This is a genomic window from Streptomyces sp. NBC_01515 (assembly GCF_045040345.1).
GTDB lineage: Bacteria > Actinomycetota > Actinomycetes > Streptomycetales > Streptomycetaceae > Streptomyces.
Genome location: NZ_CP109416.1, coordinates 6,279,195 through 6,303,136, shown reverse-complemented (window position 1 = coordinate 6,303,136; position 23,942 = coordinate 6,279,195). Strand labels below are relative to the sequence as shown.

General features: G+C 70.6%; 24 protein-coding genes. 9 read left to right on the top strand and 15 right to left on the bottom strand.

All coding sequences use genetic code 11. The features are described from left to right. Positions 1-69 precede the first annotated feature (69 nt). Complete coding sequence (locus OG407_RS28425) at positions 70-1,155, top strand: NlpC/P60 family protein (protein WP_405862314.1); 1,086 nt, start codon at positions 70-72, stop codon at positions 1,153-1,155. Positions 1,156-1,439: 284 nt separating this feature from the next. After that, complete coding sequence (locus tag OG407_RS28420) at positions 1,440-2,915, top strand: PP2C family protein-serine/threonine phosphatase (protein WP_405862312.1); 1,476 nt, start codon at positions 1,440-1,442, stop codon at positions 2,913-2,915. Between the two features lie 58 nt (positions 2,916-2,973). On the opposite strand, the gene OG407_RS28415 is transcribed toward OG407_RS28420, so the two are convergent. From OG407_RS28415 to OG407_RS28405, 3 genes are all read right to left on the bottom strand, one after another. Continuing rightward, positions 2,974-3,309 (bottom strand): DUF2516 family protein, encoded by a 336-nt coding sequence (locus OG407_RS28415; protein WP_327407202.1) that lies wholly within the window; start codon positions 3,307-3,309, stop codon positions 2,974-2,976. 131 nt (positions 3,310-3,440) lie between these two features. Further along, a complete protein-coding gene (locus tag OG407_RS28410) occupies positions 3,441-4,088 on the bottom strand; it encodes a hypothetical protein (RefSeq protein ID WP_405862310.1) in 648 nt (215 codons plus the stop codon). Between the two features lie 58 nt (positions 4,089-4,146). Further along, the gene (locus OG407_RS28405) at positions 4,147-4,608 is read right to left on the bottom strand and encodes a helix-turn-helix domain-containing protein (protein ID WP_405862308.1); all 462 of its coding nucleotides are present in this window, start codon (positions 4,606-4,608) and stop codon (positions 4,147-4,149) included. Between the two features lie 266 nt (positions 4,609-4,874). Between OG407_RS28405 and OG407_RS28400 the strand changes: the two genes are divergently transcribed. The 4 genes from OG407_RS28400 (at position 4,875) to OG407_RS28385 (ending at position 8,587) form a co-directional block, all read left to right on the top strand. After that, the gene (locus OG407_RS28400; RefSeq protein WP_405862306.1) at positions 4,875-6,131 is read left to right on the top strand and encodes a sensor histidine kinase; all 1,257 of its coding nucleotides are present in this window, start codon (positions 4,875-4,877) and stop codon (positions 6,129-6,131) included. Continuing rightward, complete coding sequence (locus OG407_RS28395; protein ID WP_405862304.1) at positions 6,128-6,814, top strand: response regulator; 687 nt, start codon at positions 6,128-6,130, stop codon at positions 6,812-6,814. The genes OG407_RS28400 and OG407_RS28395 overlap by 4 nt, the downstream gene beginning before the upstream one ends. 93 nt (positions 6,815-6,907) lie before the next feature. Next, a complete protein-coding gene (locus OG407_RS28390) occupies positions 6,908-7,450 on the top strand; it encodes a hypothetical protein (protein WP_405862302.1) in 543 nt (180 codons plus the stop codon). Positions 7,451-7,552: 102 nt separating this feature from the next. Then, positions 7,553-8,587: an alpha/beta fold hydrolase gene (locus OG407_RS28385; RefSeq protein WP_405862300.1), complete on the top strand. Its 1,035-nt coding sequence runs from the start codon at positions 7,553-7,555 to the stop codon at positions 8,585-8,587. A 33-nt stretch (positions 8,588-8,620) separates the two neighbouring features. On the opposite strand, the gene OG407_RS28380 is transcribed toward OG407_RS28385, so the two are convergent. Continuing rightward, positions 8,621-9,649 carry a zinc-binding dehydrogenase gene (locus OG407_RS28380; RefSeq protein ID WP_405862298.1) on the bottom strand — a complete coding sequence of 343 codons (1,029 nt, stop codon included), beginning with the start codon at positions 9,647-9,649 and terminating at the stop codon, positions 8,621-8,623. Between the two features lie 384 nt (positions 9,650-10,033). Beyond that, the gene (locus OG407_RS28375) at positions 10,034-11,011 is read right to left on the bottom strand and encodes an aldo/keto reductase (RefSeq protein WP_405862296.1); all 978 of its coding nucleotides are present in this window, start codon (positions 11,009-11,011) and stop codon (positions 10,034-10,036) included. Between the two features lie 251 nt (positions 11,012-11,262). Here OG407_RS28375 and OG407_RS28370 point away from each other — a divergent pair, with 251 nt between their 5' ends. Beyond that, complete coding sequence (locus tag OG407_RS28370; RefSeq protein WP_405862294.1) at positions 11,263-12,189, top strand: helix-turn-helix transcriptional regulator; 927 nt, start codon at positions 11,263-11,265, stop codon at positions 12,187-12,189. Here the strand turns inward: OG407_RS28370 and OG407_RS28365 are convergent. From OG407_RS28365 to OG407_RS28345, 5 genes are all read right to left on the bottom strand, one after another. After that, positions 12,172-12,783: a DUF4240 domain-containing protein gene (locus OG407_RS28365; RefSeq protein WP_405862292.1), complete on the bottom strand. Its 612-nt coding sequence runs from the start codon at positions 12,781-12,783 to the stop codon at positions 12,172-12,174. The two genes, OG407_RS28370 and OG407_RS28365, sit on opposite strands and share 18 nt — an antisense overlap. A gap of 202 nt (positions 12,784-12,985) precedes the next feature. After that, positions 12,986-14,014, bottom strand: coding sequence for an RNA polymerase sigma factor SigJ (gene sigJ, locus OG407_RS28360; protein ID WP_405862291.1), 1,029 nt, complete (start codon positions 14,012-14,014; stop codon positions 12,986-12,988). A 173-nt stretch (positions 14,015-14,187) separates the two neighbouring features. Further along, positions 14,188-15,051 (bottom strand): SDR family oxidoreductase, encoded by an 864-nt coding sequence (locus tag OG407_RS28355; RefSeq protein WP_405862289.1) that lies wholly within the window; start codon positions 15,049-15,051, stop codon positions 14,188-14,190. Positions 15,052-15,065: 14 nt separating this feature from the next. Next, positions 15,066-15,491 (bottom strand): hypothetical protein, encoded by a 426-nt coding sequence (locus OG407_RS28350; RefSeq protein WP_405862287.1) that lies wholly within the window; start codon positions 15,489-15,491, stop codon positions 15,066-15,068. Positions 15,492-15,556: 65 nt separating this feature from the next. Then, on the bottom strand, positions 15,557-16,024 hold the full coding sequence (locus OG407_RS28345; protein ID WP_405862285.1) for a GNAT family N-acetyltransferase: 468 nt from the start codon (positions 16,022-16,024) through the stop codon (positions 15,557-15,559). Positions 16,025-16,087: 63 nt separating this feature from the next. Between OG407_RS28345 and OG407_RS28340 the strand changes: the two genes are divergently transcribed. Next, positions 16,088-17,197 (top strand): aminoglycoside phosphotransferase family protein, encoded by a 1,110-nt coding sequence (locus OG407_RS28340; protein ID WP_405862283.1) that lies wholly within the window; start codon positions 16,088-16,090, stop codon positions 17,195-17,197. Between the two features lie 39 nt (positions 17,198-17,236). Here OG407_RS28340 and OG407_RS28335 read toward each other — a convergent pair whose 3' ends face one another. Both OG407_RS28335 and OG407_RS28330 read right to left on the bottom strand, forming a co-directional pair. After that, entirely contained in the window at positions 17,237-17,746 is a 510-nt protein-coding gene (locus tag OG407_RS28335; protein ID WP_405862281.1) for an HAD domain-containing protein, read from the bottom strand. 102 nt (positions 17,747-17,848) lie between these two features. Further along, positions 17,849-18,472: an RraA family protein gene (locus OG407_RS28330; protein WP_405862279.1), complete on the bottom strand. Its 624-nt coding sequence runs from the start codon at positions 18,470-18,472 to the stop codon at positions 17,849-17,851. 192 nt (positions 18,473-18,664) lie between these two features. Here OG407_RS28330 and OG407_RS28325 point away from each other — a divergent pair, with 192 nt between their 5' ends. After that, a complete protein-coding gene (locus OG407_RS28325) occupies positions 18,665-19,507 on the top strand; it encodes a nitroreductase/quinone reductase family protein (protein WP_405862277.1) in 843 nt (280 codons plus the stop codon). Positions 19,508-19,519: 12 nt separating this feature from the next. Here the strand turns inward: OG407_RS28325 and OG407_RS28320 are convergent, their stop codons facing one another. From OG407_RS28320 to OG407_RS28310, 3 genes are all read right to left on the bottom strand, one after another. Further along, a complete protein-coding gene (locus OG407_RS28320) occupies positions 19,520-20,407 on the bottom strand; it encodes a hypothetical protein (RefSeq protein WP_405862275.1) in 888 nt (295 codons plus the stop codon). A gap of 40 nt (positions 20,408-20,447) precedes the next feature. After that, positions 20,448-22,673, bottom strand: a complete 2,226-nt coding sequence (locus OG407_RS28315; protein ID WP_405862273.1) for an aminoglycoside phosphotransferase family protein — start codon at positions 22,671-22,673, stop codon at positions 20,448-20,450. 163 nt (positions 22,674-22,836) lie between these two features. Further along, positions 22,837-23,781 (bottom strand): GntR family transcriptional regulator, encoded by a 945-nt coding sequence (locus tag OG407_RS28310; RefSeq protein WP_405862271.1) that lies wholly within the window; start codon positions 23,779-23,781, stop codon positions 22,837-22,839. Between the last annotated feature and the right edge of the window lie 161 nt (positions 23,782-23,942).

Below are 23,942 nucleotides of genomic sequence, written 5' to 3'. Positions count from 1 at the left end.
TAGGGACATGGCACGATCCCCCAGGCATCCGTAAGTTACTGACGGTCAATCAGAAGTGGGGGCAGGGGTATGGGAGCGGGCAGGCGGGTCCTGATCACGACGGCCATCACGGTCGTCTGCGCGGTCACCGTACTCGCGGCACCCGGCATCGCGTTCGCGAGCCCGGCTCCGACGCCTTCGTCGACCCCGTCCGCGACCGCGTCCCCAACCCCTGTGACCAACAAGGACCTTGAGGCCGTACGCGAGAAGCTCGACGCGCTCTACCACGACGCCGCCGTCGCCACGGACGCCTACAACGCGGCCGAGGAGAAGTCCCAGAAGCAGTCCGCGGAGATCGTGGAGCTGGCCAAGAAGATCGTCAAGGGCCAGGAGAAGCTGGACGAGTTGAAGGACCGCGCCGGTGCCGCGGCCCGCTCCCAGTACCGCACGGGCGGGATCCCGGACGAGGCGCAGCTGCTGCTGAGCGACAACCCGCAGGCGTTCCTGGACGGTACCGGCCGGGTCCTCCAGGGCCAGCGCGCCACCAAGGGCCTGATCGCCGAACTGACCCGCACCCAGCAGGACTTGAAGCAGTACACCGCCGACGCCTCCGCCCAGTGGCAGCAGTTGGAGAAGAACCGCCAGGCCAAGGCCACCGCCAAGAAGAAGGTCACGACCCAGATCGCGGCGGCCGAGAAGCTTGAGTCCCGGCTGGAGAAGCAGGAGAAGGAGCGGCTGGCCAAGCTGGAGCAGCAGGCCGCGCTGAAGGCGCAGACCGCGTGGCTCGACTCCGGCGCCCTCAAGGACACCGGTGGCAAGGCGTCCGCTGCGGGCAAGGCGGCGGTTGCCTACGCGACGGCCCAGCTCGGCAAGGCGTACGAGTGGGGCGCCGAGGGCCCGTCGACGTACGACTGCTCGGGGCTGACCTCGCAGGCCTGGGCGAGCGCCGGCGACCCGATCCCGCGCACCTCGCAGGAGCAGTGGAAGCAGCTCCCGCACGTCGCCGAGAAGGACATGCGCCCCGGCGACCTCATCATCTACTTCGCCGACGCCAGCCATGTCGCCATGTACATCGGCGACGGCGCGATCATCCACGCCCCGCGGCCGGGGCGGACGGTGACGGTCGCGGGGGCGGGCTCGATGCCGATATTGGGTGTTGTGCGACCGGATGCGTAATACGTCCAGTTGGTGAGCGGGGCGCGTGGCCGGTGACCCGGGCCACGTGACCTGGCGCACGCACCACCCGCCCCAAACTCCCTCCCGGCGTGACCTTCGTCATCCCCGGGTAGGAGCCCCCCTGCCCAACTGCCGTACAGATCACGGCATATGACAGTGGCCGCCTGCCGGGCGACCTGCCTCACACCATTCCTTTACGGCGCCCACTACCGCTATGGTCCCGGTCGGTGGGTCGAGGTCCCTCGCTCCGCCGTGCCCTCGGGGGGAGGGAAGGAACCAGGACGATGCCCGCACCCATACCGCGGCAGAGAGCCGTCCCGGCCGCGGAAAGTGGTCAGGCGCAGACCGGGCCCGCGATCGGCGGCCCCTCCGGAGACAGTTCCGGAGGCATCACCGGGGACAGCTCCGCAGCCGCCACCACGGCGGTGCCCGGAGCCGTGTCCGAAGCCGTCTCCGGAGCCGTATCCGAAGCCACGGCGGCTCCGCGCCCGCAGGACACGGCCGACGACGGCAAGGCGGACGACCGCCCGGCCGGCGCCGCGCCGAGCGCTGCCCAGGCCCCTGCCCACGGCACCCCGACCGGTCACCTCACCCTGCTGATGATCGAGGACGACCCCGGCGGTTCGCCGGTCGTGCCCGAGCTGGTCGACCCGACCGGCAAGCCGATCCGGGTCCGCACCGCCCGCAACCTCACCGAGGCCGAGCGGCTGCTCACGGACGACGTCCACTGCATCCTGCTGGACCTCGCGCTGCCCGCCCCCGCCCGGGCCGGGGACGGCACCGACGACGAGCTGGCCGTGCTCAAGCACGTCCTGCGGCTCGCGCCGCACCACGCCGTCCTCGCCCTCACGGCGTCCGGCGACACCGAGCGCGGCGCCGAGGCGGTCCGCGTGGGCGCCCAGGACTATCTCTTCCGCGACGAGCTGGACGGCCGGCTGCTGAGCCGCGCGATCCGCTACGCGGTGGAGCGGAAACGTTCCGACCGCGCCGAGCGCAAGCTCACCGAGTCCAAGCTGCGCGCCCAGGAGAACGCCCGCCTCGAACGCGGACTGCTGCCCACCCCCCTCCTGGAGGGCTCCCCGCTGCGCTTCGCCGCCCGCTACCGCCCCGGCCGCTCCCGCGCGCTGCTCGGCGGCGACTTCTACGACACCGTGCGCACCCCCGACGGCACCGTGCACGCGATGATCGGCGACGTCTGCGGTCACGGCCCCGACGAGGCCGCGCTCGGGGTCGAACTCCGCATCGCCTGGCGCGCGTTGACCCTGGCGGGCCTCTGCGGCGACCAGCTGCTCGGCACGCTGCAGCAGGTCCTGGAGCACGAGCGCTCCGACGACGAGATCTTCGCGACGCTCTGCACGGTCGACATCGCCCCCGACGGCCGTCGCGCCGGCCTCTGCCTGGCCGGCCACCCGTCCCCGCTGCTGGCCCGCCCCGGCCGCCCCGCCGAACTGCTCCCCTACGACAACAACGGCCCCGCCCTGGGCCTGCTCCCCGGCGCCCGCTGGCCCCGGATGCAGGTCGAACTGGGCGCCGAGTGGAGCCTGATGCTCTACACCGACGGCCTGATCGAGGGCCGGATCGGCGAGGGCCGCCGCGAACGGCTCGGCCAGGACGGCATGGTGGCCATGGTCCGCCGCCAGCTCGCCGAGGGCCTGCGGGGCGAGGAACTGCTCCGGGCCGCGGTCAACGAGGTCCGCGACCTCAACGGCGGCGAGCTGACGGACGACGTGGCGGTAGTGCTGCTGGACCGCGCGCCGTAGCTCCGTAGCGAACGGGGCGAGCGGCGCGACCGGTCGGTGCGGTGGTCGCCGTACGGCTTCAGCGGCCGCCGTTGTACGGGCCGTAGGGGCCGTCGCTGCTGGAGCCGCCTCTGCGGCTGCGGCCGCCGCCGGGGAGGCCGCGGAGGGCCGGGCGTACGTCGACCATGTACACGATGGTCGCGACGAGGCCGATGATCGGCAGGAACGACAGGATGTTGAAGATCAGGTTCACCACGAAGGCGATCCCGAGGACGATCAGCCAGAACGGCTTGGTCTTCTTGTCCGCCGCGCGGTAGGCGTCCTCGCGACGCGTGGCGGCGTCGACGAGTGCGAAGCCGCTGAAAATGATCAGGGCGGTGCTCAACAGCCACATGAACCCTGCGAAGCCCTGCATCAGCACTACGTCCACCACCAGACTCGGCTAGTTCTTACGCGGTCACCGTACCCGCAACGGGATTCCCGGTACCCGAAGAACGGGCCGGGCACTCATGGAGTGCCCGACCCGTTACCGATCACCCGTACGTGTCACTTCGCGGGCGGAGTCGTCTTCTTGGCGGTGGTCTTGCGGGCCGGGGCCTTCTTCGCGGCCGCGGCGGGCTTCTTCGGCGGAGCGGCCGGGGCCGGGGTCTCGGCCTTCACCACGACGGGCTCGGCCACCGGTGTCGGGTCGGGCTCGACCGCGACGGCCAGCTCCTCGATCTCGTCGGCGGCCTCGCCGCGCCAGGTCTTCACGGCCTGCTCGCCGTGCTCGGCGACCTTCTCGTACGCCTCACGGGCCTTGACGGCGTACTCGGCGGCGACGCCGACCCCGCGCAGCGCGAAGTCCTGGGCGGACTCGCCGAACTTCTTCAGGTCGGCGTCGAAGGTGCTGCTGAGCTTCTTGAGGTCACCGTCGAGGCTGGTGATGAACTCGTTGACCTTGGTCTGGAAGGTCTCCTGCGCCTCCTTGGCCTTGGCACTGGCCTCCTTGGCACGGGCGGCGGCCTTCTCCTGCACGGCCTTCGGGTCGGTGCCGCGCACGGCGTCGATCCGGGCCGGCGCCTCGGCACGCAGCTGCTCGACCAGGCCGGGAACCTTCTTGGCCTGCTGGAGCGCGAGGTCGGCGGTGCCGGCGGCGAAGTAGAGGGGGGTGGGGTCGCTCAGGGTCTTGCGCAGGTCATCGGTGATGGCCATGGTGATGGTCCTCCCGGTTGCTATCAGCTGAGGGTTTTGTGTTGTGTACGTCGTCGGGTCAACCGGCGGTCTCGTGCGGCGCGGCACCGTCGCCGCCCTCGCCACCGTCGCCGACATCGGCCACGCCGGGGCTACTGCTACTGCCGCCGTCCTCGCCCCCGTCGGCGATCTCGAACCCGTTCTCCTTGCGGAAGGACTCGTAGATCTGAAGCAGCACCTGCTTCTGCCGTTCGGTGAGCGTGGGATCGGCGAGGATGACGGCACGCGTCTCGACCTCGTCCCGGTCCCGCTCGGCGTCGAGGATGCCGGCGCGCACGTACAGCGTCTCGGCGGAGATCCGCAGCGCCTTGGCGACCTGCTGCAACACCTCCGCGCTCGGCTTGCGCAGCCCGCGCTCGATCTGGCTCAGATACGGATTCGACACCCCGGCGGCATCGGCGAGCTGCCGCAGAGACAGCTGCGCGGTGCGCCGCTGCTCACGCAGATACTCCCCGAGATTGCCGACGTTGAGCGTTGCCATGCCTCCACCTTGCACCACCCGCGCTAACTATTGCAAGCACCTGCTTGCAAAAGTGCGCCATGCCACGTGCCGGGCCGGTGACCGAGCGCGGCGAGGCACGTGCCGACGCCACGTATATGCTCGCCGCCGTGCGCCGCCGGCCGTGCGTGCACCGCGTCGGTCGTGCCCGACGCAGCCGTGGTCACGTGGGGGGACGCGCGGTGCGCGGACGGCGGGAGCCGGCCGATGGCGAACGGAGCGCGGGAATGGTGAGTAGGTGGCCCGACATGATCCGGTCCGCGGCCGGTCCCGGCCGTCGCCGGATCTTCGAGCGTGGTGACGTGATCGGCGCGGGCGCGCTGATCGCCTGCGTGGTGGTCTCGGTGATCGCGGCCGACGGGACGGCGCTGAAGGTCGTCGTCGCCGTGCTCGGGCTCTGCGCCGAGCTGGGCATGGTGCTCAGTGGCCGGGCCCTGCCGACGCCGCTGACCTGGTTCGGCGTCGCGCTGACCATCGGGACCGGCTTCGCCATCATGGCGCTCGTGCCCAACGGGCTCGGCGAGGTTCCCGTGCTGGCCGCCGCCGCCGTGCTGCCGATGTGCATCCCGGCCGGGCCGGTGCGCAACGCCTGCGTCGCGCTGCTGGCGGCCGGCTTCGGCGTCGCGGTCGTGGTGATCTTCGGCAGCGTGGCCGGCCTGCTGTCGGCCGTCGGCGTGTGGCTGCTCGCCGACCGTTCGATCGAGCACGCCGCGCTCCAGGCCGAGCGGGACCGCGCGGTCGCGCTGCTGGCCGAGGTGGAGGCGTCCCGCGCGGCCCGGCAGGAGGCGGCGGCCCTTGAGGAACGCAGGCGGATCGCCCACGAGATGCACGACGTGCTCGCGCACAGCCTCGCCGGACTGTCCATGCAGTTGCAGGCGGTCAGGGCGATCGCGCGGCGTGACGGTGCTCCGGCGACGCTGACCGGGCCGCTGGACCGCGCCGCCGAACTCGCCCGCGACGGAGTGCAGGAGGCCCGCGCGGCGGTGGGTGCGCTGCGTTCCGTACCGCTCCGGGGCGTGGCCGATATCGACGGCCTGACCAGGGGTTTTCCAGGCGAGGCGCGGCTGCGCGTCAGCGGCCGGACCGGTCGGCTCGCACCCGAGGCCGGGCACGCGGTGTACCGGGCGGTGCAGGAGGCCATGACGAACGCGGCGCGGTACGCGACCGGTAGCGCCATCGACGTGGACCTGGTGTGGGAGGGCTCCGAGCTGCGCGCTGTCGTACGGGACGGTGGGCTGCCGGCCGGTCGCGGCCCGTCGGGAGTACAGGGCAGCGGCACGGGGCTGCGCGGCATGGCCGAGCGGATCGAGGCCGTCGGCGGCTCGTTGACCGCCGGACCGGCGCCCGAGGGACCGGGCTGGCGGATCGCGCTCCGTGTGCCGGTCGTGGAGGACGATGGCGCCGCGGCGGACACCTCTTACGAGGTTGGTGCCGCAGCGGGCGACGCCAAGGCACCTCGCACCAACGCAGGCGGCATTACGGCAGACGGGAAGGCGGACGCGTGACGATTCGGGTGCTGGTCGCGGACGACCAGGCGGTGGTGCGGGACGGGGTGGTGCTGCTGCTGACCTCGGCGGCGGACATCGAGGTGGTCGGGCAGGCCGGCGACGGGAACGAGGCGGTGCGGCTCGCCGTGGCGGAGCGGCCCGACGTCGCCCTCGTCGACCTGCGGATGCCCGGGCTCGACGGCGCACAGGTGACGGCCGAGATAGTGGCGGCGGGCCTGGCGACACAGGTGCTGATCCTGACGACGTTCGCCGACGACGACGCGGTGATGCCCGCGCTGCGGGCCGGCGCGCTCGGCTACCTGACCAAGGACGCGACCGGCGAGGCGGTGCTGGCCGCGGTCCGGGAGGTGGCGGCCGGTCGGACCGTCCTCGACCCGGCCGTGCAGCGGCGGCTCGTGCAGCTCGTCGTGACGGAGCCCAAGGCGCCCGCCGCCGCGCCCGCGTCCTCACCGGCGACGCTTCCTCCCGAGGCCGAGGGGCTGACCAGGCGGGAGGTCGACGTCGTACGGCTCCTGGCGAAGGGGCTGAACAACCGGCAGGTGGCGCGCGAGATGGTCGTCAGCCTGGCGACGGTGAAAACGCACCTCAACCACGTCCTGGCCAAGCTGGCGCTGGAGGATCGCGGCGCGCTGATCGCCTGGGCCTGGCGCTTCGGCCTGGTCGACAACACCGAGCGGTAGTCGACAACCCCGAGCGGTAACGGCGCGGACCTCAACCCGGGTTACACCCCTGGGTTGAAGGAGTTCGGGGCGCATCGGCGAATGCTCGTACCCATGACAACGACCGACTGGTTCATCGACATCGCGCTCCTGCTCATCGTTCTTCGCCAGCTGCGCGAGGAGCGGCTGACCACCCGCACCATCCTGCTCCCGCTCGGCATGATCACCTGGGCCGCGAGCAACTACCTGACCGACATCCCGACCGCCGGCAACGACATCCCGCTGGCCGTGATCTTCGCGGCCACCGGGATCGTCTTCGGCCTCGCCGGCGGTCTGCTCACCCGTGTCCGGCACGCCGACGGGCACGTGCTGATCAAGGCCTCCAGCGGTGCGGCCGCACTCTGGATCATCAGCATGGGCTTCCGCCTGGGCTTCGCGGTGTGGTCCACGCACCCCTCCGGCGCCGCCCACGTGACCAGCTTCTCCGCCGCGCACACCATCACCAGCGGCCAGGCCTGGGTCGTCGCCCTGCTCCTGATGGCGGTCGGCGAGGTCGTCGTCCGCCTGGGCACGATCGTCATCCGCGGCCAGCTGCTCCAGGCACGGGCCGACCGCGAAGCGAACAAGCCGGCCCACCGCCCGGGCGCCTACGTCTGAGCCGCGGACCAGCCCGCGGCACGGCGCTCGACCCGCGCACCGGACCCACAGCTCATCTCCTGCTCAACCCCCACCCACACACGATCAGCACGGAGGTCCCTCATGTCCGCATCGCACCGCACACCGCGTGCCCGCACCCTGCCCCGGCTGGCCGTGGCCGTCGCCACGGTGGCCCTCGGAGCGGTCGCCTGTTCGTCCGGCGACGGGCACGCGACCGGCGCATCCAGCAGCAGGCCGAGCACACGGGCGACGGCCATCACCGCCACCAAGGCGGCGTCGACCGTCGTCCCGAACTCCGCCCCGAGCGGGCGGGGCGCGTTCCTCGGACCGGTGCGCCGGATCCCGGTCAACGGCATCACGATCGGCTACCGCCAGTTCGGCTCCGGCCCCGACCTCCTCATGGTCATGGGCGACACCGGCACCATGAGCGACTGGACGGCCGACCTGCTGAGCCGGCTCGGCCGACACTACCACGTCACGATCTTCGACAACCGCGGCGTCGGCCACACGACCGACGACACCTCGGTCCCCGACACCATTCCGCTCATGGCGGACGACACCGTCGGTCTGATCAAGGCGCTGGGTCTACGGCACCCCGCCCTGCTCGGCTGGTCGATGGGCGGCGAGATCGGCCTGACCGTCGCCGCGCTCCACCCGGGTGCCATCAGCGCGCTCGTGAGCACCGGCGGCGACCTCGGCGGCAGCGAGGCCGTCAACACGCCGCCCGCCGTGGCCAAGGAGCTCAACAGCCCCAAGACCACGGGGCCGCAGATGATGGACCTGCTCTTCCCCGCCGACGCCACCGCCGCGCGGGCCGCGTACATCGAGCAGCTCGGTCTGATCCCGCCGGAGAAGGTCAGCGACGAGACGCTGCTGCGTCAATACCAGGCCGGACAGGCGTACGGGTCCTTCGAGGGCACCTGGGACAAGCTCCCCGACAGCACCATCCCGATGCTGATCACCAACGGCTCCCTCGACAAGATCACCCCGCCCCGGAACGCGAGCATCATCACTCAGCGGGCCAAGCACGCCGAGCTGGTCATGTTCCCTGACGCCGGCCACGCGATGCTCGTCCAGGACTCCGGCCGGTTCGTCTCCCTGGTGACCCGGTTCACCAAGGCGTCAGGCATCGGATGACAGACCACTTCGGACGCGACGGCTACGGCTCGGTCAGGGGCGGACGAGGGCCTTGAGGACCTGGCGGTCGGCCATGCCACGGTAGGCGTCCGGCGTACGGTCGAGGGCGAATTCCTGGTCGAAGACACGGCCCGGGGTGATCGTGCCGTCGAGGACGTCGGGCAGCAGCTCTTCGATGTAGGCGCGGGCGGGACTGGCGCCGCCGGTCAGGGTGAGGTTGCGCATGAACCCGGCCGGGCCGAGCGGTCCCTGCTCGTACTGCGGGAAACCGAGGCGGCTGACGGTGCCGCCGTCCAGGACCGCGCCCAGGGCGGTGTCGAGAGCCTGGCGGGTGCCGACCGCCTCGATCACCTTGTCCACACCGCCGGTCAACTCGCGGATGCGGGCGATGCCTTCGTCGCCGCGCTCGGCCACGACGTCGGTGGCGCCGAAGGCGCGGCCCAGGTCGGTGCGCGCACCGTGGCGGCCGGCGAGCACGATCCGTTCGGCGCCGAGCCGCTTGGCGGCGATCACCGCGCACAGGCCGACCGCGCCGTCCCCGACGACCAGCACCGCGTCGCCGCGGCCGACGCCTGCGGTGATCGCGCCGTGGTGGCCGGTGGTCATCACGTCCGACAGTGCCAGCAGCGACGGCAGCAGCGCGGAGTCGGCGGCCACCGGCAGCTTCACCAGGGTGCCGTCGGCGTACGGGACGCGAACGGCCTCGCCCTGCCCGCCGTCGACGCCGTCGAAGCCGTACCGGCCGCCGTTGCGGCAGGAGATCTGCAGCCCCTTGGCGCAGTAGTCGCAGGTGTTGTCGCTGTAGGTGAACGGGGCGACGACCAGGTCACCCGCCGTCAGCCCGGTCACGTCCGCGCCGGTCTCTTCTACGACCCCGAGGAACTCGTGCCCCATGGGGCGGCCGGTGTCGGTGGCGGGCATGGACGCGTAGGGCCACAGGTCGCTGCCGCACACGCACGCGGCGAGGGTGCGTACGACGGCGTCGCCCGGCCGCACGATCTTCGGGTCGGGCCGGTCCTCGACACGGACGTCTCCGGCTCCGTACATCACTGCTGCACGCATGAGGGGTCTGCTCCAAACGGGGGTCGTGCGGGTGGTTCGGGGATCAGTGCTCGCGCATCGCCGTACGCGTGACGGGTCTGCTTCGACGGGGGCGGCGGGTGTGTGGGGCGGGGAGCGGGGCGGGGAGCGGGGCGGGGCGGGGGCCGTGCGGGGCGGGGCGGTTCAGCTGAACCGCGTTCGCGCACCGCAGTGCGCGTGACGGACCTGCTCCAGCAAGGGGGCCGTGCCAGGCGGTCCGCCTGAACAGCGTTCGCGCATCGCCGTACGCATGACGGGCCCGATCCAACAGGGCCCGTGCCGAGCGGTCCGGCTGAACAACGTTCGCGCACCGCCATACACGTGACGGCCCGTCTCAACACGGCCCGTGCCGGTCGGTCCAAGTGATCAGCGTTCGAGCAACCGGGCCTGGGCCTCGGTGTGGGTGTCGCCGGCCGCGGGTGGCAGGCTGCCGAGCCGGGTGAGTTGCCCGGCGGTCAGTGTGAGCGTGTCGGCGGCGGTGTTCTCCTCGACGCGGCCGACCCGCTTGGTGCCGGGGATCGGGGCGATGTCGTCGCCCTGGGCCAGCAGCCAGGCCAGGGCGACCTGCGCGGGCGTGGCACCGACCTCGGTGGCCAGGGCCTGCACCTCGTCGGCGATCGCGAGGTTGCGCCCGAAGTTCTCGCCGGAGAAACGCGGGTTGTCACGCCGGAAGTCGGTGGCGTCGAACTGGTCGGTGGAGCGGACCGTGCCGGTCAGGAAGCCGCGCCCGAGCGGGGAGAACGGCACCAGGCCGATGTTCAGCTCCCGCAGGACGGGCAGGACGCGCTCCTCGATCCCCCGCGTCCACAGCGAGTACTCCGACTGCACCGCGCTGACCGGCTGGACGGCGTGCGCGCGGCGGATGGTGTCCGGGCCGGCCTCGGAGAGCCCGAAGGCCCGCACCTTGCCCGCGGTGATCAGCTCGCCGACGGCGCCGGCGGTCTCCTCGATCGGCGTGTCCGGGTCGACCCGGTGCTGGTAGTACAGGTCGATGTGGTCGGTGCCCAGCCGCTTCAGCGAGCCCTCGACGGCGGTACGGATGTTCGCCGGGCCGGAGTCCACGTTCCAGGCACCTCCGCCGCCGTGCGAGACCAGGCCGAACTTCGTCGCCAGCACCACCTGGTCCCGGCGTCCCTTGAGCGCCCGGCCCAGCAACTCCTCGTTGGTGTACGGGCCGTAGATCTCGGCGGTGTCGATGAGCGTGACGCCCAGCTCCAGCGCCCGGTGCACGGTCCGGATCGACTCCGCGTCGTCGGTGCCGGAGCCGGTGTAGCCGTGGGACATGCCCATGGCGCCCAGCCCGATCCGGGAAACCTCCACGTCACGCAGCTTGATGTACCGCATCGCGCCCTCTCCGGTTCATTGCGTCGCCCGGCACCCTCACCCACCCCCACTCCCGCCCGGCCCGGCAGGTCGTGCCCGCGATGGTGCCCGCGGTGATACCTGCGGCGGCTGAGCGGGGCCGGGGGTACCGGCGTCTTCCTCACCCACCTTGGCCCGGATCACGCCGGTGTGGCAGGGCGGGCTCTTCAGGGGTAACGGCAGGGCCCCTCACGCGCCCGCGCGCTACGGACCGGACGGGTGAGACTGGAGTCATGCCATCCGAGAGCGCGCACAGCGAGGGCGCCGAGCTGGGCCGCTACCTGCGCGCCCGCCGCACCCAGACCAGCCCCGCACACGTCGGCCTCACCGTCGGCACCGGCCTCCGCCGCACCCCCGGCCTGCGCCGCGAGGAGCTGGCCACCCTCGCCGGCATCAGCATCGACTACTACGTGCGCCTGGAACGCGGCAAGGAGACCCGCCCCAGCCCCGCCGTCCTCGACGCGCTCGCCCGCGCCCTGCACATGGACGACCAGGAGCACCAGCACCTGCGCGAACTAGCCGCCCGTGCCGCCCGCTACGCCCCCGAACCGCCCCCGGCCCCGAGCCGCACCGTGCGCCCCCACCTCAGGCTGCTGCTCGAATCGCTCCGCCCGAACCCCGCCTACGTCATCAGCCGCAGCATGGACATGCTCGCCTACAACCCCGGCGGCCTCGCCCTCTACCCGGGCCTCGACGACTGGCCGGTCAAGCAGCGCAACCTCGCCCGCTACCTCTTCCTCCACCCCGCGGCCCGCGAGCTGTTCGCCGGCTACTGGGACCGGCAGATCACCGGCTGCGTCGCCCGGCTGCGCGCCATCGCCGGCACGGCCCCCGACGCCCCCGACCTGACCAGCCTCGTAGGTGAACTCCTCCTCAAGAGCCCGGACTTCGCGGGCCTGTGGGAGCGCTACGAAGTGACCGGCCGCAGGCCCACCCAGAAGACGTTCCAGCACCCCCAGGTCGGCACGCTCACCCTCACCTCCCAGTCCCTGCACGTGGAAGGCACCCCCGGCCAACGCATCGGCGTCTACACCGCCGAGCCAGGCACCCCCGACCACGACGCCCTGCTCCTCCTCGACATGACCGCGCCCCGGCCCGCCGAACGCCCGACACCCAGCACCGCACCACGCCGATCGAGCCCGTCACAGCACCAACCCTGAGCGCGGCCTCACCGGAAACATCGCGCTCAGTCTCGGCAGCCCGTGCGCCGCCTCACCCTCGCCGCGCACGCCCCGACGTTCGCCGAGCGGCCCTGAACCACCGTTCCCCTCACCCTGTTCCGCCTCGACGGCGTCATCGAACGCGTCGCCGTCGTCGTCGACACCGGTGGCGATCCCGTACGCCTCCATGGCGACGTAGTCGAGCGACTCCCAGTCGGGCCAGTCGTCGTTCCACAACTCCCTTGGGCGGCGGGCCAGTTCCCGGACCTCCGGGGCGTCGGCCAGGGCATCAGGCTCGGCATCGGGACCGGTCACCGCCCGGGAGAACACATCCCGGCCGAGCCCCACCATCCACAACCCGAAGCAACAGAACCCGTCGTCCGAACACCGGCCACCGAGGATCCGCTCCGCCGCCGCCCACAGCTCCCAGGCGGACGCCTCGTACGTCACCTCGTCCAGGCACACCTGAAACCCCACGATCTCGGCCAACGGCCGCCGCGACAGCTCACCGCGCAACCACGCGAGCCGTTCGCCCCGGCCCCGCGCCTGCCGCCGGCACTCCTCGATGAGACCCCAGAAGGTATCGATGTCCACGCGGGCACTGTGCCAGACCCCTCTGACAAGGCCCCGTCCGACAACGCCCGGTCTGGCAACGCCTGTACGACGGACCTCCGCCGACTCGTCGACGACGCGGCAGTCTGAGCGCCCCAATTGGCCACACTGCCCCCGCAGTTGATCGTTGCGGGGCGAGGAATGCCATGCAGGTCAGTGACGGCCCCCAGGGCGAGCGAAGCCATCACGGAGCTTCACCGCCGCCGTACCCATCGCCATCGCCGTACCCATTCCAAGCCCGCAATTTGTCCGGGTTGACCACCAACCACAAATCGGAGATCAGCCCACCACCCCCCACCCCCACCGCAAGCACAGCGAACGTGATCCCGCCGATCCGTACCGCCACCCCAGGCGTCCCGTTCACGTCATCCTCAACCAGCTCCACCTCGGGTTCCCGCCGCATGAGCCCGAGAAAGAGGCGAGCCACCTTGTCGCGGCCGACGACCGGACGCAGGGCCGCCCGCACCTTGCCGCCCCCGTCGCTGCGCGACTCGACCGCCGGGTCGAGCAGGGCGACCAGCGCGTCGAGGTCCCCGGTCTCACAGGCCTCGCGGAACGCGGAGACGACGCGCCCGTGTTCCTCCGCCGTGGCGCTGCCGGGCGGGCGGTGGGCCAGGCGGCGGCGGGCGGACGAGGCGAGTTGGCGACAGGCGGCCGGCGTACGGCCGACCGTCTCGGCGATCTCGGTGAACGGCAGGCCGAAGACGTCGTGGAGGACGAAGGCGACGCGCTCCGCGGGAGTTATCGAGTCGAGCACCACCAGCATCCCCATGCTGACCGACTCGTCGAGGGTGATCCGGTCGGCGGGATCGTCGGCACCCGCCCCGCCCGTACTGGCCCACCCGGCCCCGTGCCGCACCGGCTCCGGCAACCACTCACCGGTGTACCGCTCCCGCCGGGCCCGCGCCGACCCCAACTGGTCCAGGCAGATCCGCGAGGCGACCCGCGTCAGCCAAGCCATCGGCGCGTCGATCGACCGCTGCCCCTCCTCGGACAGCGCGTACCAACGGGCGTACGTCTCCTGTACGACGTCCTCGGCATCCTGCACCGAACCGAGCATCCGGTACCCGAGGTTGAGCAGCCGACGACGCTCGGCCATGAGCGAACCGAGCGTCGGGACAGCCGGGTTGGCCGGGACCGGCGGGGTGGCCGGGCCCTGGCCCGATCCAGGCGTCGATCCGGACGGCGAGTTGGACGGCACGGCGGCGATCATCCTCCCTGTAAATCCTGCGAGTTCGCGATGGCCGGGTTGGCCTGGTCCGGACGGCGACGATCACCCTGCCTGCGAGTCCTGCGAGTTCAGGATGGCCGGGGTAGCCGGGACAGTCGGGCCCTGACCCGATCCCGACGACAATCCGGACGACGAGTTGAACGGCACCGCGACAATCACCCTCCCTGCGAGTCCCGCGGGTCCCGCGAATCCCGCCCGCCCGACGATTCCCGCTCGCCCCGCACGCCCTCCTTCACGCCCCTCGCATCCTCGTCCACGCCCCGCACGCCCTCGTCCACATTCCGCTCCCCGAGCCACTCGTCAAACGTCTGCCGACCCCGCACCCCACCCCCCACCGGCAACTGCCCGTCCCCCGTCATGGCCGCCCCCACCCCACCCGGCATCCGCACCGGCACCACCAACCGCCGCTCCCCCCGGACCCGCAGCAACCGCCGCACCATGTCGACGAGTTGCTCGACGCGCGGCCCGGCGAGATCCGGGGCCATGCCCTGAGCCGGGCCCACCGCCAGCTTCACCAGGTGCTGCGCGACCTCGCGCGCGGCGACCGGCTGGGTCCGCATCCGCGGCACCACAGCGAACGGCTTCGGCACCCGTTCGAGGGTCTGCTCCGCGAACTCGTGGAACTGCGTCGCCCGCAGCACGGACCACGGCACCGACCCACCCCGCACCACGTCCTCCTGGCGGAGTTTGCCCTGGTAGTAGCCGAGCCCGACCCGGTCGATGCCGACGATCGACAGCGCCACGTGATGCCGTACGCCGGCCCGTTCCCCCGCGTCCAGCAGATTGCGCCCGACGGCCTCGAAGAACGCGACCGACTTCCGCGCGCTCGTGGTCGTCACGTTGCTCACGTCGACGACCGCGTCCACACCCTCCAGCGCCGCATCGAGCCCCGCGCCGCCCGCGACCAGGTCCACACCCCGCGACCGGCTCAGCACCACCGGTTCCCGCCCGGCCGCGACCAGTTCCTCGACCACGTACCGCCCGACCAGCCCGGTACCGCCCGCCACCGCCACCCGCATGCCGGCCCTCTCCTTCACTGGGTGTCACCCCGCCGTCCAGGAAACGTCGGCACCAGCAACACCGCCGACAACAGCATCAACGCGGCCAGGGACACGGCATTCAGCACCTGGTCACGCGTCCCGTACATGTCGAGATGCTGCACGTGATAGCTGAAGTGCAGCACGTTGAAGACCAGCCACACCGCACCCGTCGTCTGCACCAGCCGGGTGTTCCGCACATGGCGCAGCGCGATGACCGTCAGGCAGGCCAGCGCGAGGAACATCGACCCCGCGTCCTTGACGAGGTGTTCGTTGTAGGGACCCAGCTGGGGCAGCCAACTCAGCCCGAGCCCGGGGAAGTTCGCGTACCACCCCGTCGGCGAGAAGTAGGCCCACAGCCCTGTGTACAGACTGACCACGGCCAGCAGACCGAGGCTGACGTACCGGATTCTTGTGTTCATACCCGTACGACGACACAGCCCCCGCGAATGTCAGGCCGGCCCGGTCCGGACGCCGAAGACGCAGCTCAGGAGGCTGCCCTCGGCTCGCTCCCCGCACGCACCATGAACACGTCCACCGAGTCCTCCGCCTCGACGACGAACCCGTACCGCTCGTACAAGCGCCGAGCCGAACTCCCTCGCAACACGTTCAGCCGTACGACGCCGCCCCCATCCCGGTCGCACCGCTCCAGCAGCTCCCCCAGCACCCCGGAACCGATCCCGCGCCCCTGATATGGCGCGCCCACATAGAAATGCTCCAGCCAGTGGCAACGGGCGCCCGCGTCCGGCCGTAGCGCCGCACACCCCGCGAACGCCCCGCCCACCTCGATCACCCAGGTCCACCCCGGCTCGAACCCGTCCCGCAACCGCTGCCGCACCCGCCGCGCGTCGTACCGCCCGAGCCGTTCCAGGTCATCGCGCAGTACGACGGCACGCAGCTCGGCGATCGCGTCGACATCGGCGGCCGACGCGGCCCGTAGCTCCCAGTCCGCCATGATCGGCACGCTACCGCGCGGAATTCGATGGAACCCGGACGGCCCCACTGCTGAAATGACCCGATGCACGACAACGACAACGACGGCGACGGCGACGGCGACGGCGACGGCGACGACACATCGACGGTCATGGACCGAGGCCAGTACGAGAACGCCAAGACACCCTGGGACCAGGCGACTTGGCGGAACGCGGCCCTCGCCTGGGCCACCCGCGAACTCACGGCAAGGGGCCTGCGCGAGAGCGGAACAGCCCGCCGGGGCGTACGCCTCCGCCCGTGGTCCGTCCTGGTCCGCATCCCCGTAGAAGGCGCCACCACCTCCACCTCCACCTCGGTATGGCTGAAGGCCAATCCGCCCGCCGGCGCCTTCGAGGCACCGCTCACCGCCGCACTCGCCCGCTGGGTCCCGGAGTACGTCCTGGAACCCCTCGCCGTCGACGCCGACCGCGGCTGGTCCCTCCTCCCCGACGGCGGCGAACTCTTCCGGCAGGTCCTCGACCGCACCCCCACCGACGCCCGCGCCTGGGAGGAACCGCTGCGCCAGTACGCGACGATGCAGCGCGCCCTCGTCCCGTACACCAAGGACCTCGAACAACTCGGCGTCCCCAGCGCGAGGACGACGGCCCTCCCCCAAGTCTTCGACGAGACAGTGGAGTTCATCGGGTCGGTCCTGGACAAAACACCGGCGCCGCTACGACACCCCGCCCCCGACGCCGACCCCACCACCCTGCACGCCCTACGGCCACGCCTGCTCAACTGGTCAGCGGAACTCGCCGACTTGGGCATCCCCGACTCCCTCGACCACTCCGACCTGCACGACGGCCAGCTGTTCAACCAGGGGCCCGGCCGCTTCACCTTCTTCGACTGGGGCGACGCGGCCGTATCGCACCCGTTCTGCAGCTTCCTGGTCCCCGCGGGGCGAGTCACCGAGCGCTACGGCCCCGAGGCGCTGCCCCGCCTGCGGGACGCCTACTTGGAACCCTGGACGGCAACTGGCCGTACCGGCAAGGAACTTCGCCGCGCGCTGACCCTGGCGGGACGGCTCGGCGTCATCGGCCGCGCGGTCTCCTGGGGCCGGCACTTCCCCGGGGCGACCGACGAGACGCGGGCAGCGGGCGCGACGCAAAGCGCGAGGTGGCTGCGGCAACTGGCGTCCGAAGAGCCCCCGTTCTAACGGTTCACCCTCCGCCGCTCCTCAACTACCCACCCCTTACTACAGGTTGACCGCAACCCACGCCTCCATCGCATCGAAGTCCGCACCCGTGATCCCGTACCGATGGTCGACGCGCTGCAACAACGCCCGCCCGGGATGGTGGGCGGTGACCCAGTCGCGGTCGGCGTCCCGGATCTCGTCGTCGACCCAGACGAAAGGCCGCCCGGCAGCCCAGGCGACAAGCGACCGGGTCTTCCAGTGCAGGCGACCGCCGACAGCACTCTCCCCCTCGCGCTCACTCCCCTCCGCCGGTTCGAGCCAGTCCACCAGGGGGAGTTGGGGCAACCCGAGCCAGGGCGCGACGCACACATTGGCGTCGTCCATCCAGGTCGTCGCCCACACGAGTTCGCACCGCAGCGCGGCGAGCCGCGGCCCGAGCGAGGGGTCGATCCGGGTCAGGAGCGGAGGGGCGGCGACGGCCGGCGGCGCGAAGCCCGTTTCGTAGACCGGGTAGGGCCGCGACGCACCAAAGGGGAGCAGCGTCCCGTCGACATCAAGGAAGAGGAGCATCGCCAACAGGATCGGACACAATCCGCCCCCACGCCACGCCCGTCAGCCATTCCGCTCCCACGCGACGCACGGCCGCCAAATTCCACTCCTCCGCCACGCCCGTCACCCCTCGAACCCGCCCGCGCGCAGCAGTTCGTCGACCCGGGCCCGATGCGCGGCCTCCCACTCGTCAAGGCTCTCGGCGCCCTCCTGGGCCAACCGCGCCAACGCCCCCGCGAGCACCTCGGCCCGCCGCGCACCCGGTACGACCACGACCCCGTCCTCGTCGGCCACCACGACATCCCCGGCGTCGACGGCGACGCCCCCGCACCGCACCCGCTCGTTCAACGGCAGTACAGCCTTCTTGACCCCCGGGATCGGCACGACCCCCCGCCCGAACACGGGAAACCCGGCCGCCCGCACCTCCCCCACGTCCCGGATCACCCCGTCGACGACGAACCCGGCGATGCCGCGCCGCTGCGCTACGGCGCACACATTCCCCCCGGCGAGCGCGTACTCCACATCACCGGACTCAACGACGACGACCGAACCGGGCTCGGCACGGTAGATCGCCGCGTGCAGCATGAGGTTGTCGCCGGGCGGACACCGCACGGTGAAGGCCGGCCCGGCGAGACGCGCCATCGGTCCCCACAACGCCCGGACCCCGAGGTCCAACACCTGCGCGTGGCCGAGCAGATCGGCGAGGGTGGTCGTAGGGATGTCCTCGAATTCGGTGGCATCAGTCATACGACGGACGCTACCGTCCCCCTCATGACTGCCGGGTCGGCCTTGTGCCGTGAGCGAGTCGGGTACCCGGCCTCCGAGTGAGGCCGAGGCGGGCGAGAGCCCCGCCATCTGTCACTGCGTCCAAGTCGAAGTCGAAGTCGATTCGAGTCATCACATCACCGCGCAGCGACAGAGAGAAGAGATCACCACCGCATGCCCAACGACTTCAACCAACCCGTCATCGACGAGTTCCGCGCCAACCGGGGCCGTATGAGCGGCTACTTCGAGGGTGCCCGCCTGCTCCTCCTCACCACCACCGGCGCCCGCACCGGCACCCCGCACACCACCCTCGTCGGCTACCTCCCCGACGGCGACCGGGTCCTCGTCATCGCCTCGGCGGCCGGCTCCGACCGGCACCCGGACTGGTTCCACAACCTCGTCGTCCACCCCCAAGTCACCGTCGAGAGCGGCGTGTTCACCTACGAGGCCCGAGCCGAGGTCCTCACCGGCGAGGAACGCGACCAGCTCTTCGCCCGAGCGGTGGAGGCGGACCCGGGCTGGGCGACGTACCAGGAGAAGACCGACCGGGTGATCCCGGTCGTAGCCCTCCACAGCCTGGCGCAGGGCGGCCCGGGAACCATCAACGCGGCATCCTTCGGCGAGGCCATCAAGGTGGTCCACGACGCGTTCCGCCACGAACTCTCCCTGATCCGCGCCGAGTTCACCACCGGCCCCAACCCGACCACCCTCGGCGCCCAACTCCGCGTCAACTGCCTCACGTTCTGCCAGGGCCTCCACAACCACCACACCGGCGAGGACACCGTCCTCTTCCCTCTCATCACCGAACGCCACCCCACCGCCGCCCCGGCCCTGACCCGCCTCCGCGAGGAACACGAACGGATCGCGGAGCTGGTGGAGGAACTGCGCGCGACGCTCGCGACGACCGGGGAACCGGCGGTGGTCCGCGCGGAGGTGGAGCGGCTGACGACGGCGCTGGAGGCCCATCTGACATACGAGGAAGAGGAGTTGATCCCGTTGTTCGACGCCGCTCCCTAGCCGAGCGCGCGGTCAGGCAGGCGTGCCCCTGTGCCAGGGTGGCCTCTCGGCCAGTTCCCACAGGGCGTCGAAGTGCTTGTTCCAGGTCGCGATGGCGGCCTTGGCGTCGTCGGTGTCCTCCCGCGACCAGACACTCAGGTCGGTGCGATACCCCTGGGGGTCGTAGTAGTCCGGTTCCGGACTGAGCCCCATGGTGCGGGCGGACACGTCGTAGAGACCGTGCAGGACCAGTTTCCGGTTGAAGATGCAGATCTTGTCGCGCGGTATGCCCGGGTAGAAGCGGTACTCGCACGCGGCCGTCACCCGCCCCACCGACATCAGCCGCCGCGCGATGCCCGACAGCCTCTGGTCGTACTCCTGGCACTTGAGCTCCACCCGTTCGCGGAACTCCACGTCATCCACGGGAACGCCTCCCTCGCCCACCCGGGAGGGCACGGTCATGGGAACGCGGAAGTCCGGGACCAGGAACCTGACCACTACCTCCCGCGTCGGACCGGGATCTTCGTGGAGCTCCTCCAGACGGTGATAGAGCTCGTTGTACAGCGTCTCGCCGGTGTAGCCGAGGAAACTGATCTCCACCGTCCGGTCGCGGAAGGCATCGGTCACGAAGGTGCCCAGCTCCGACGACTTCACCTGGGCGCGCGACGGCACCCTGAGCGACGCGTCAAGGTCGTTGACCTTGCTGTACAGCACATAGGCCACGACGCTGAGAAGGGCGCTGCCGAGGAACACCTTGCCCTGGAGGGCGTCGCCCACCGGCTTCACGAACTGTGCGATCAGCCCGACGACGAAGACGGAGAGGAGCACAAGCCGCGTGATCGTCGGCTCGTAGCGGGCCTGGAACCGCCTGAGCCGCTCACCCAGGGTGCTTTCCGGCAGCCCTCTTCCACCGCCGGCCATCGAAGCCCCTCTCCCCCGTCACGCGACGCACAGTCAGGAGTCATGCCTCCGCGGGGTGCTCGTGCGTCCGCGTCTGTCCATGGTCGGGCCCGGGAAGTGCCAAGGCAAGATAGGGATTTGCCGTCGATCTGTCCCTGAGCCCGAGTGACGCGGTCGCCGTTCTCAGGGTCATGGCGTAGGTGTCGACCGCCCGGCGGACGTTGGGAGCCTCCAGGCTGTCTCCGGTCACGAGCCGGTCGAGGTCCACATAGGCGGACCGCACGGTCTCGATCCAGCGGTACACGTTCCAGCCCTCGCGCCAGCCCTTGGTGCACTCTTCCGGCATCCTCCTCGCCCAGCGGGTGAACAGCCGATCGCGAATGTCCGGGCTCGTCGGGGTCAGGTGCATGTGGCGGACCAGGTCGTAGAGCGGGTCGCCCACCATCGCCATCTCCCAGTCGATGAGGGTCAGTCCCGTGCCGTCCTCGCGACGCACCAGGTTCCAGGGGTTGAGGTCACCGTGCAGGAGCACGGACCGGCGCGGGGTCACCATGTGCCGGTCGAGGATCTCCCCCAGGCGGATGACGTTTCCGGGCAGGCCCAGCTCGCGGGCCAGCGCCAGCGTCTCCTTGGGGAGCTCGGACACCATGCGGAGCAGTTCGAGGCGCAGCCCGAGGTAGAAGTCCTGGCCCAGAGTGTCCGAGCCCAGCTCGTCGCAGTCGATCTTCGTCAATTCACAGAGCTGGTCGACGAGATCGTCCGCCTCGTGCGGCAGCAGCCCCTCGGTGGGATGGTCCGGGTGCCGGATCTCGCCCTTCGGCCCCTCGTAGGAATGGATGGTGAACTGGTCCTTCAGATGGCGATGACTGGTGCCCAGGGCCAGCACCCGCGGGGCACGCACCTTCACCCCGGACTTCTCGATCGCTCGCAGAACGGCATGCTCGTTGAGGTACCGCCGTTCCCGCGGATTGGCCGGTCCCACCTTCCGCCGCACCATGACGGGCAACGGGATGCCACGCACCCACACCGCCGTACTGAGATGGGCCGTCCCCTTGAACACATGGTCCGCGGGAGCGGCGCCCTCCCCGAAGAGCGCGTCCCGGACCGCCCACGCCGGGAACTTCGGGTGCTCAGGAACCCTGAAGTCCCGCTTCCAGGCGATGGTCAGTTTGTTCCGGTCCTTGCTGTGCCGCTTGCCGTTGGACACGTTCCACCGGAAGAGCATCCCCTCGATGGCCTGCTCATCCGGCACGCTCTTGAGCCGCAGGGGACTCTCCGCCGCCACCAACGCCCGGTGCACCGCGTGCGTCGCGGCATCCAGCTCCCGCTGGTCGAACTTGTCACCGAGCGAGGTCACCGCCCGGATCACGTCCGGATAGACGGACTGCGCGCGCTCGAAATCGATGTAGTGCTTCAGATCCCGCTCGGCGCCCTGCACCGCGTCACCGCACCGATGGTCCATGGCGGTGCGCCAGGCGTCCATCACCTCGGACCACTGCTCACCCGGGTAGTCCATGCGTACGAGATGGGTGGCGAGGTCGTGCACCGGGTCGCCGAAGGTAGCCAGCTCCCAGTCGACGCAGATCAGGGGCGGGTCACCGTCGTACGAGAAGATCACGTTGTCACGGTGCAGATCGGTGTGGAGCAGGCTGAAGGGGCGGCTGGTCATGGCCGGCACCCGCTCGGCGAACCGCACCATGGCGTCCTCGGGAATGCCCAGCGTGGCGAACAGACCGCCGAACTCCGACCAGTTGCGCTTCCGGATCTGCTCCTCCGTCGTCATGGCCAGAGTCCGGAGAAAGGCCCGGCTGTCCCGGCCGTTGCGGGGCCAGGACTGCGGCAGCGGTGGCAGATCCTTTCTGCGCACCTGCGTCATGTCCGCGAGCAGGCCCGCGAGGGCTGAGATCAGATCAGAGTCCACCCGCTTGCCGTTACGGCAGATCGTCGACAGGGGCACCCCCTGCACATAGCTCAGAACCGTCATGTCGCCGTGTCTGATGAGGCATTGCGGCACATGGGGCAGCACTCCGCGGAGCGCGTCGAGGATCTCTGCCTCGTCCTGCCACGTCCGGATGACGACGGGCAGCGCGTCACCGATCCGCTGACGGATGGTGACCCGCTCATGCCCCCTCAGCTCCGGCAGCCGTGCACTCACCGAACCCGGCGGCTGCACCACATGGTTCAGATTGTGGTGCCCCCGACTGAACTCTCCCTCGACCCTGGCGCAAGCCACGAGCGAGGTGAACGCATCATGCGCCTCCCTCTCCGAAAAGGGAGCTCGGGGCATTGGCGGACCACCCAAGGTCACTCCTGAATAGCTGTACGTCGCCGCTGGTGTTCATGCGCCGCGAGATGGGTGGCCACACTGTAATGCCCAAGACCGGAACGGGAGTCACAACATCGATAAAACGCAACTCACCTGATGACGTAGACCCAATGACCTGCGGATTTCAGAACGCCACAGCCAAGCGCTCCCAACAGGCGTCGAACCAGGCCTGCATGGTCTCGATGAACACCGATCCGGTGGAGTTGGGATCACCCTCGTCGTTGACGTGCCTGATCAACGTCGATCCCAGGCCGAGGACGTCGAGGGCGTCCATCTCCGTCCCGTCGTCGAGGAGGATGGAGCGCTCCACCACCTCGTAGGGCCCGAACAGCGCCTCGGCGCCCGGGCGGAGGTACAGCTTGAAGGCGGGGACCAGGGGGATGCTCCTGACCTCCACCTCCACGGACGGCACCAGTCCCTCCGTCTCCAGGTTCCGCAGGGCCGCGCGCAGCGACGTCGTGTGCCTTCGGGTGATGCCTCGCAGCCGTTCCTGTATCTGTTCCTGCAACCGGTCCAATTGTTCGGGTCCATAGGCAACTTCAGGCTCGCCCACCGGCTTCAGAGCCCGCGGGTACGGCAGTTCCAGCGACTCGGAGGGCAACAGCATCCGCAACTCGATGCGTTCGGGGGTGGCGATCTCCCCGGTACGGATGTGCTCGGCCTGCAGCCGGACATGGGCGTCCAGGCTCTCCGACGTGAGAGTGAAGACGTCGAGCCGCACCGTCGGCTGGGCGAACGCCCGGGTGACGAAGGGCCCCAGGGCCGCCCGCAGCCGGGGTGCCTGCTGCGGAACCTTGCCGGAGTGTATGGGGCTCTTCACCACCCGCGAACCGCTTCCCTGACGGGACTCGATCCACCCTTCGTCCTTCAGCTCGCGCAGCACACGCTGCACCGTGTCACGGGAGACCCCGAACTCGTCGGCGAACTCGCGCTGCGTGGGCAGCGATTGGCCCACCGCGTACGTCCCGTCGGCAATACGGACACGGAGTTCCTCCAGCAGGGTGTTGTACTCCCTGCCGCCGCCTTCGCCACGTCCTGAGCTCACATCGCGACCGTACCTCTTCGGCATGGCGACCAAACCGCTTCCAGCCATATTGGCGGCTCAATGTGACCGCCCATCATGCAAATAGGGCGGTTACGTTAACCGATCAAGCCATCAGGGCACATCAAATTTACGGCAACCAGTCCAATTGGAACGGTTGTTGATCCGCAACCGGACAGAACCAGTGC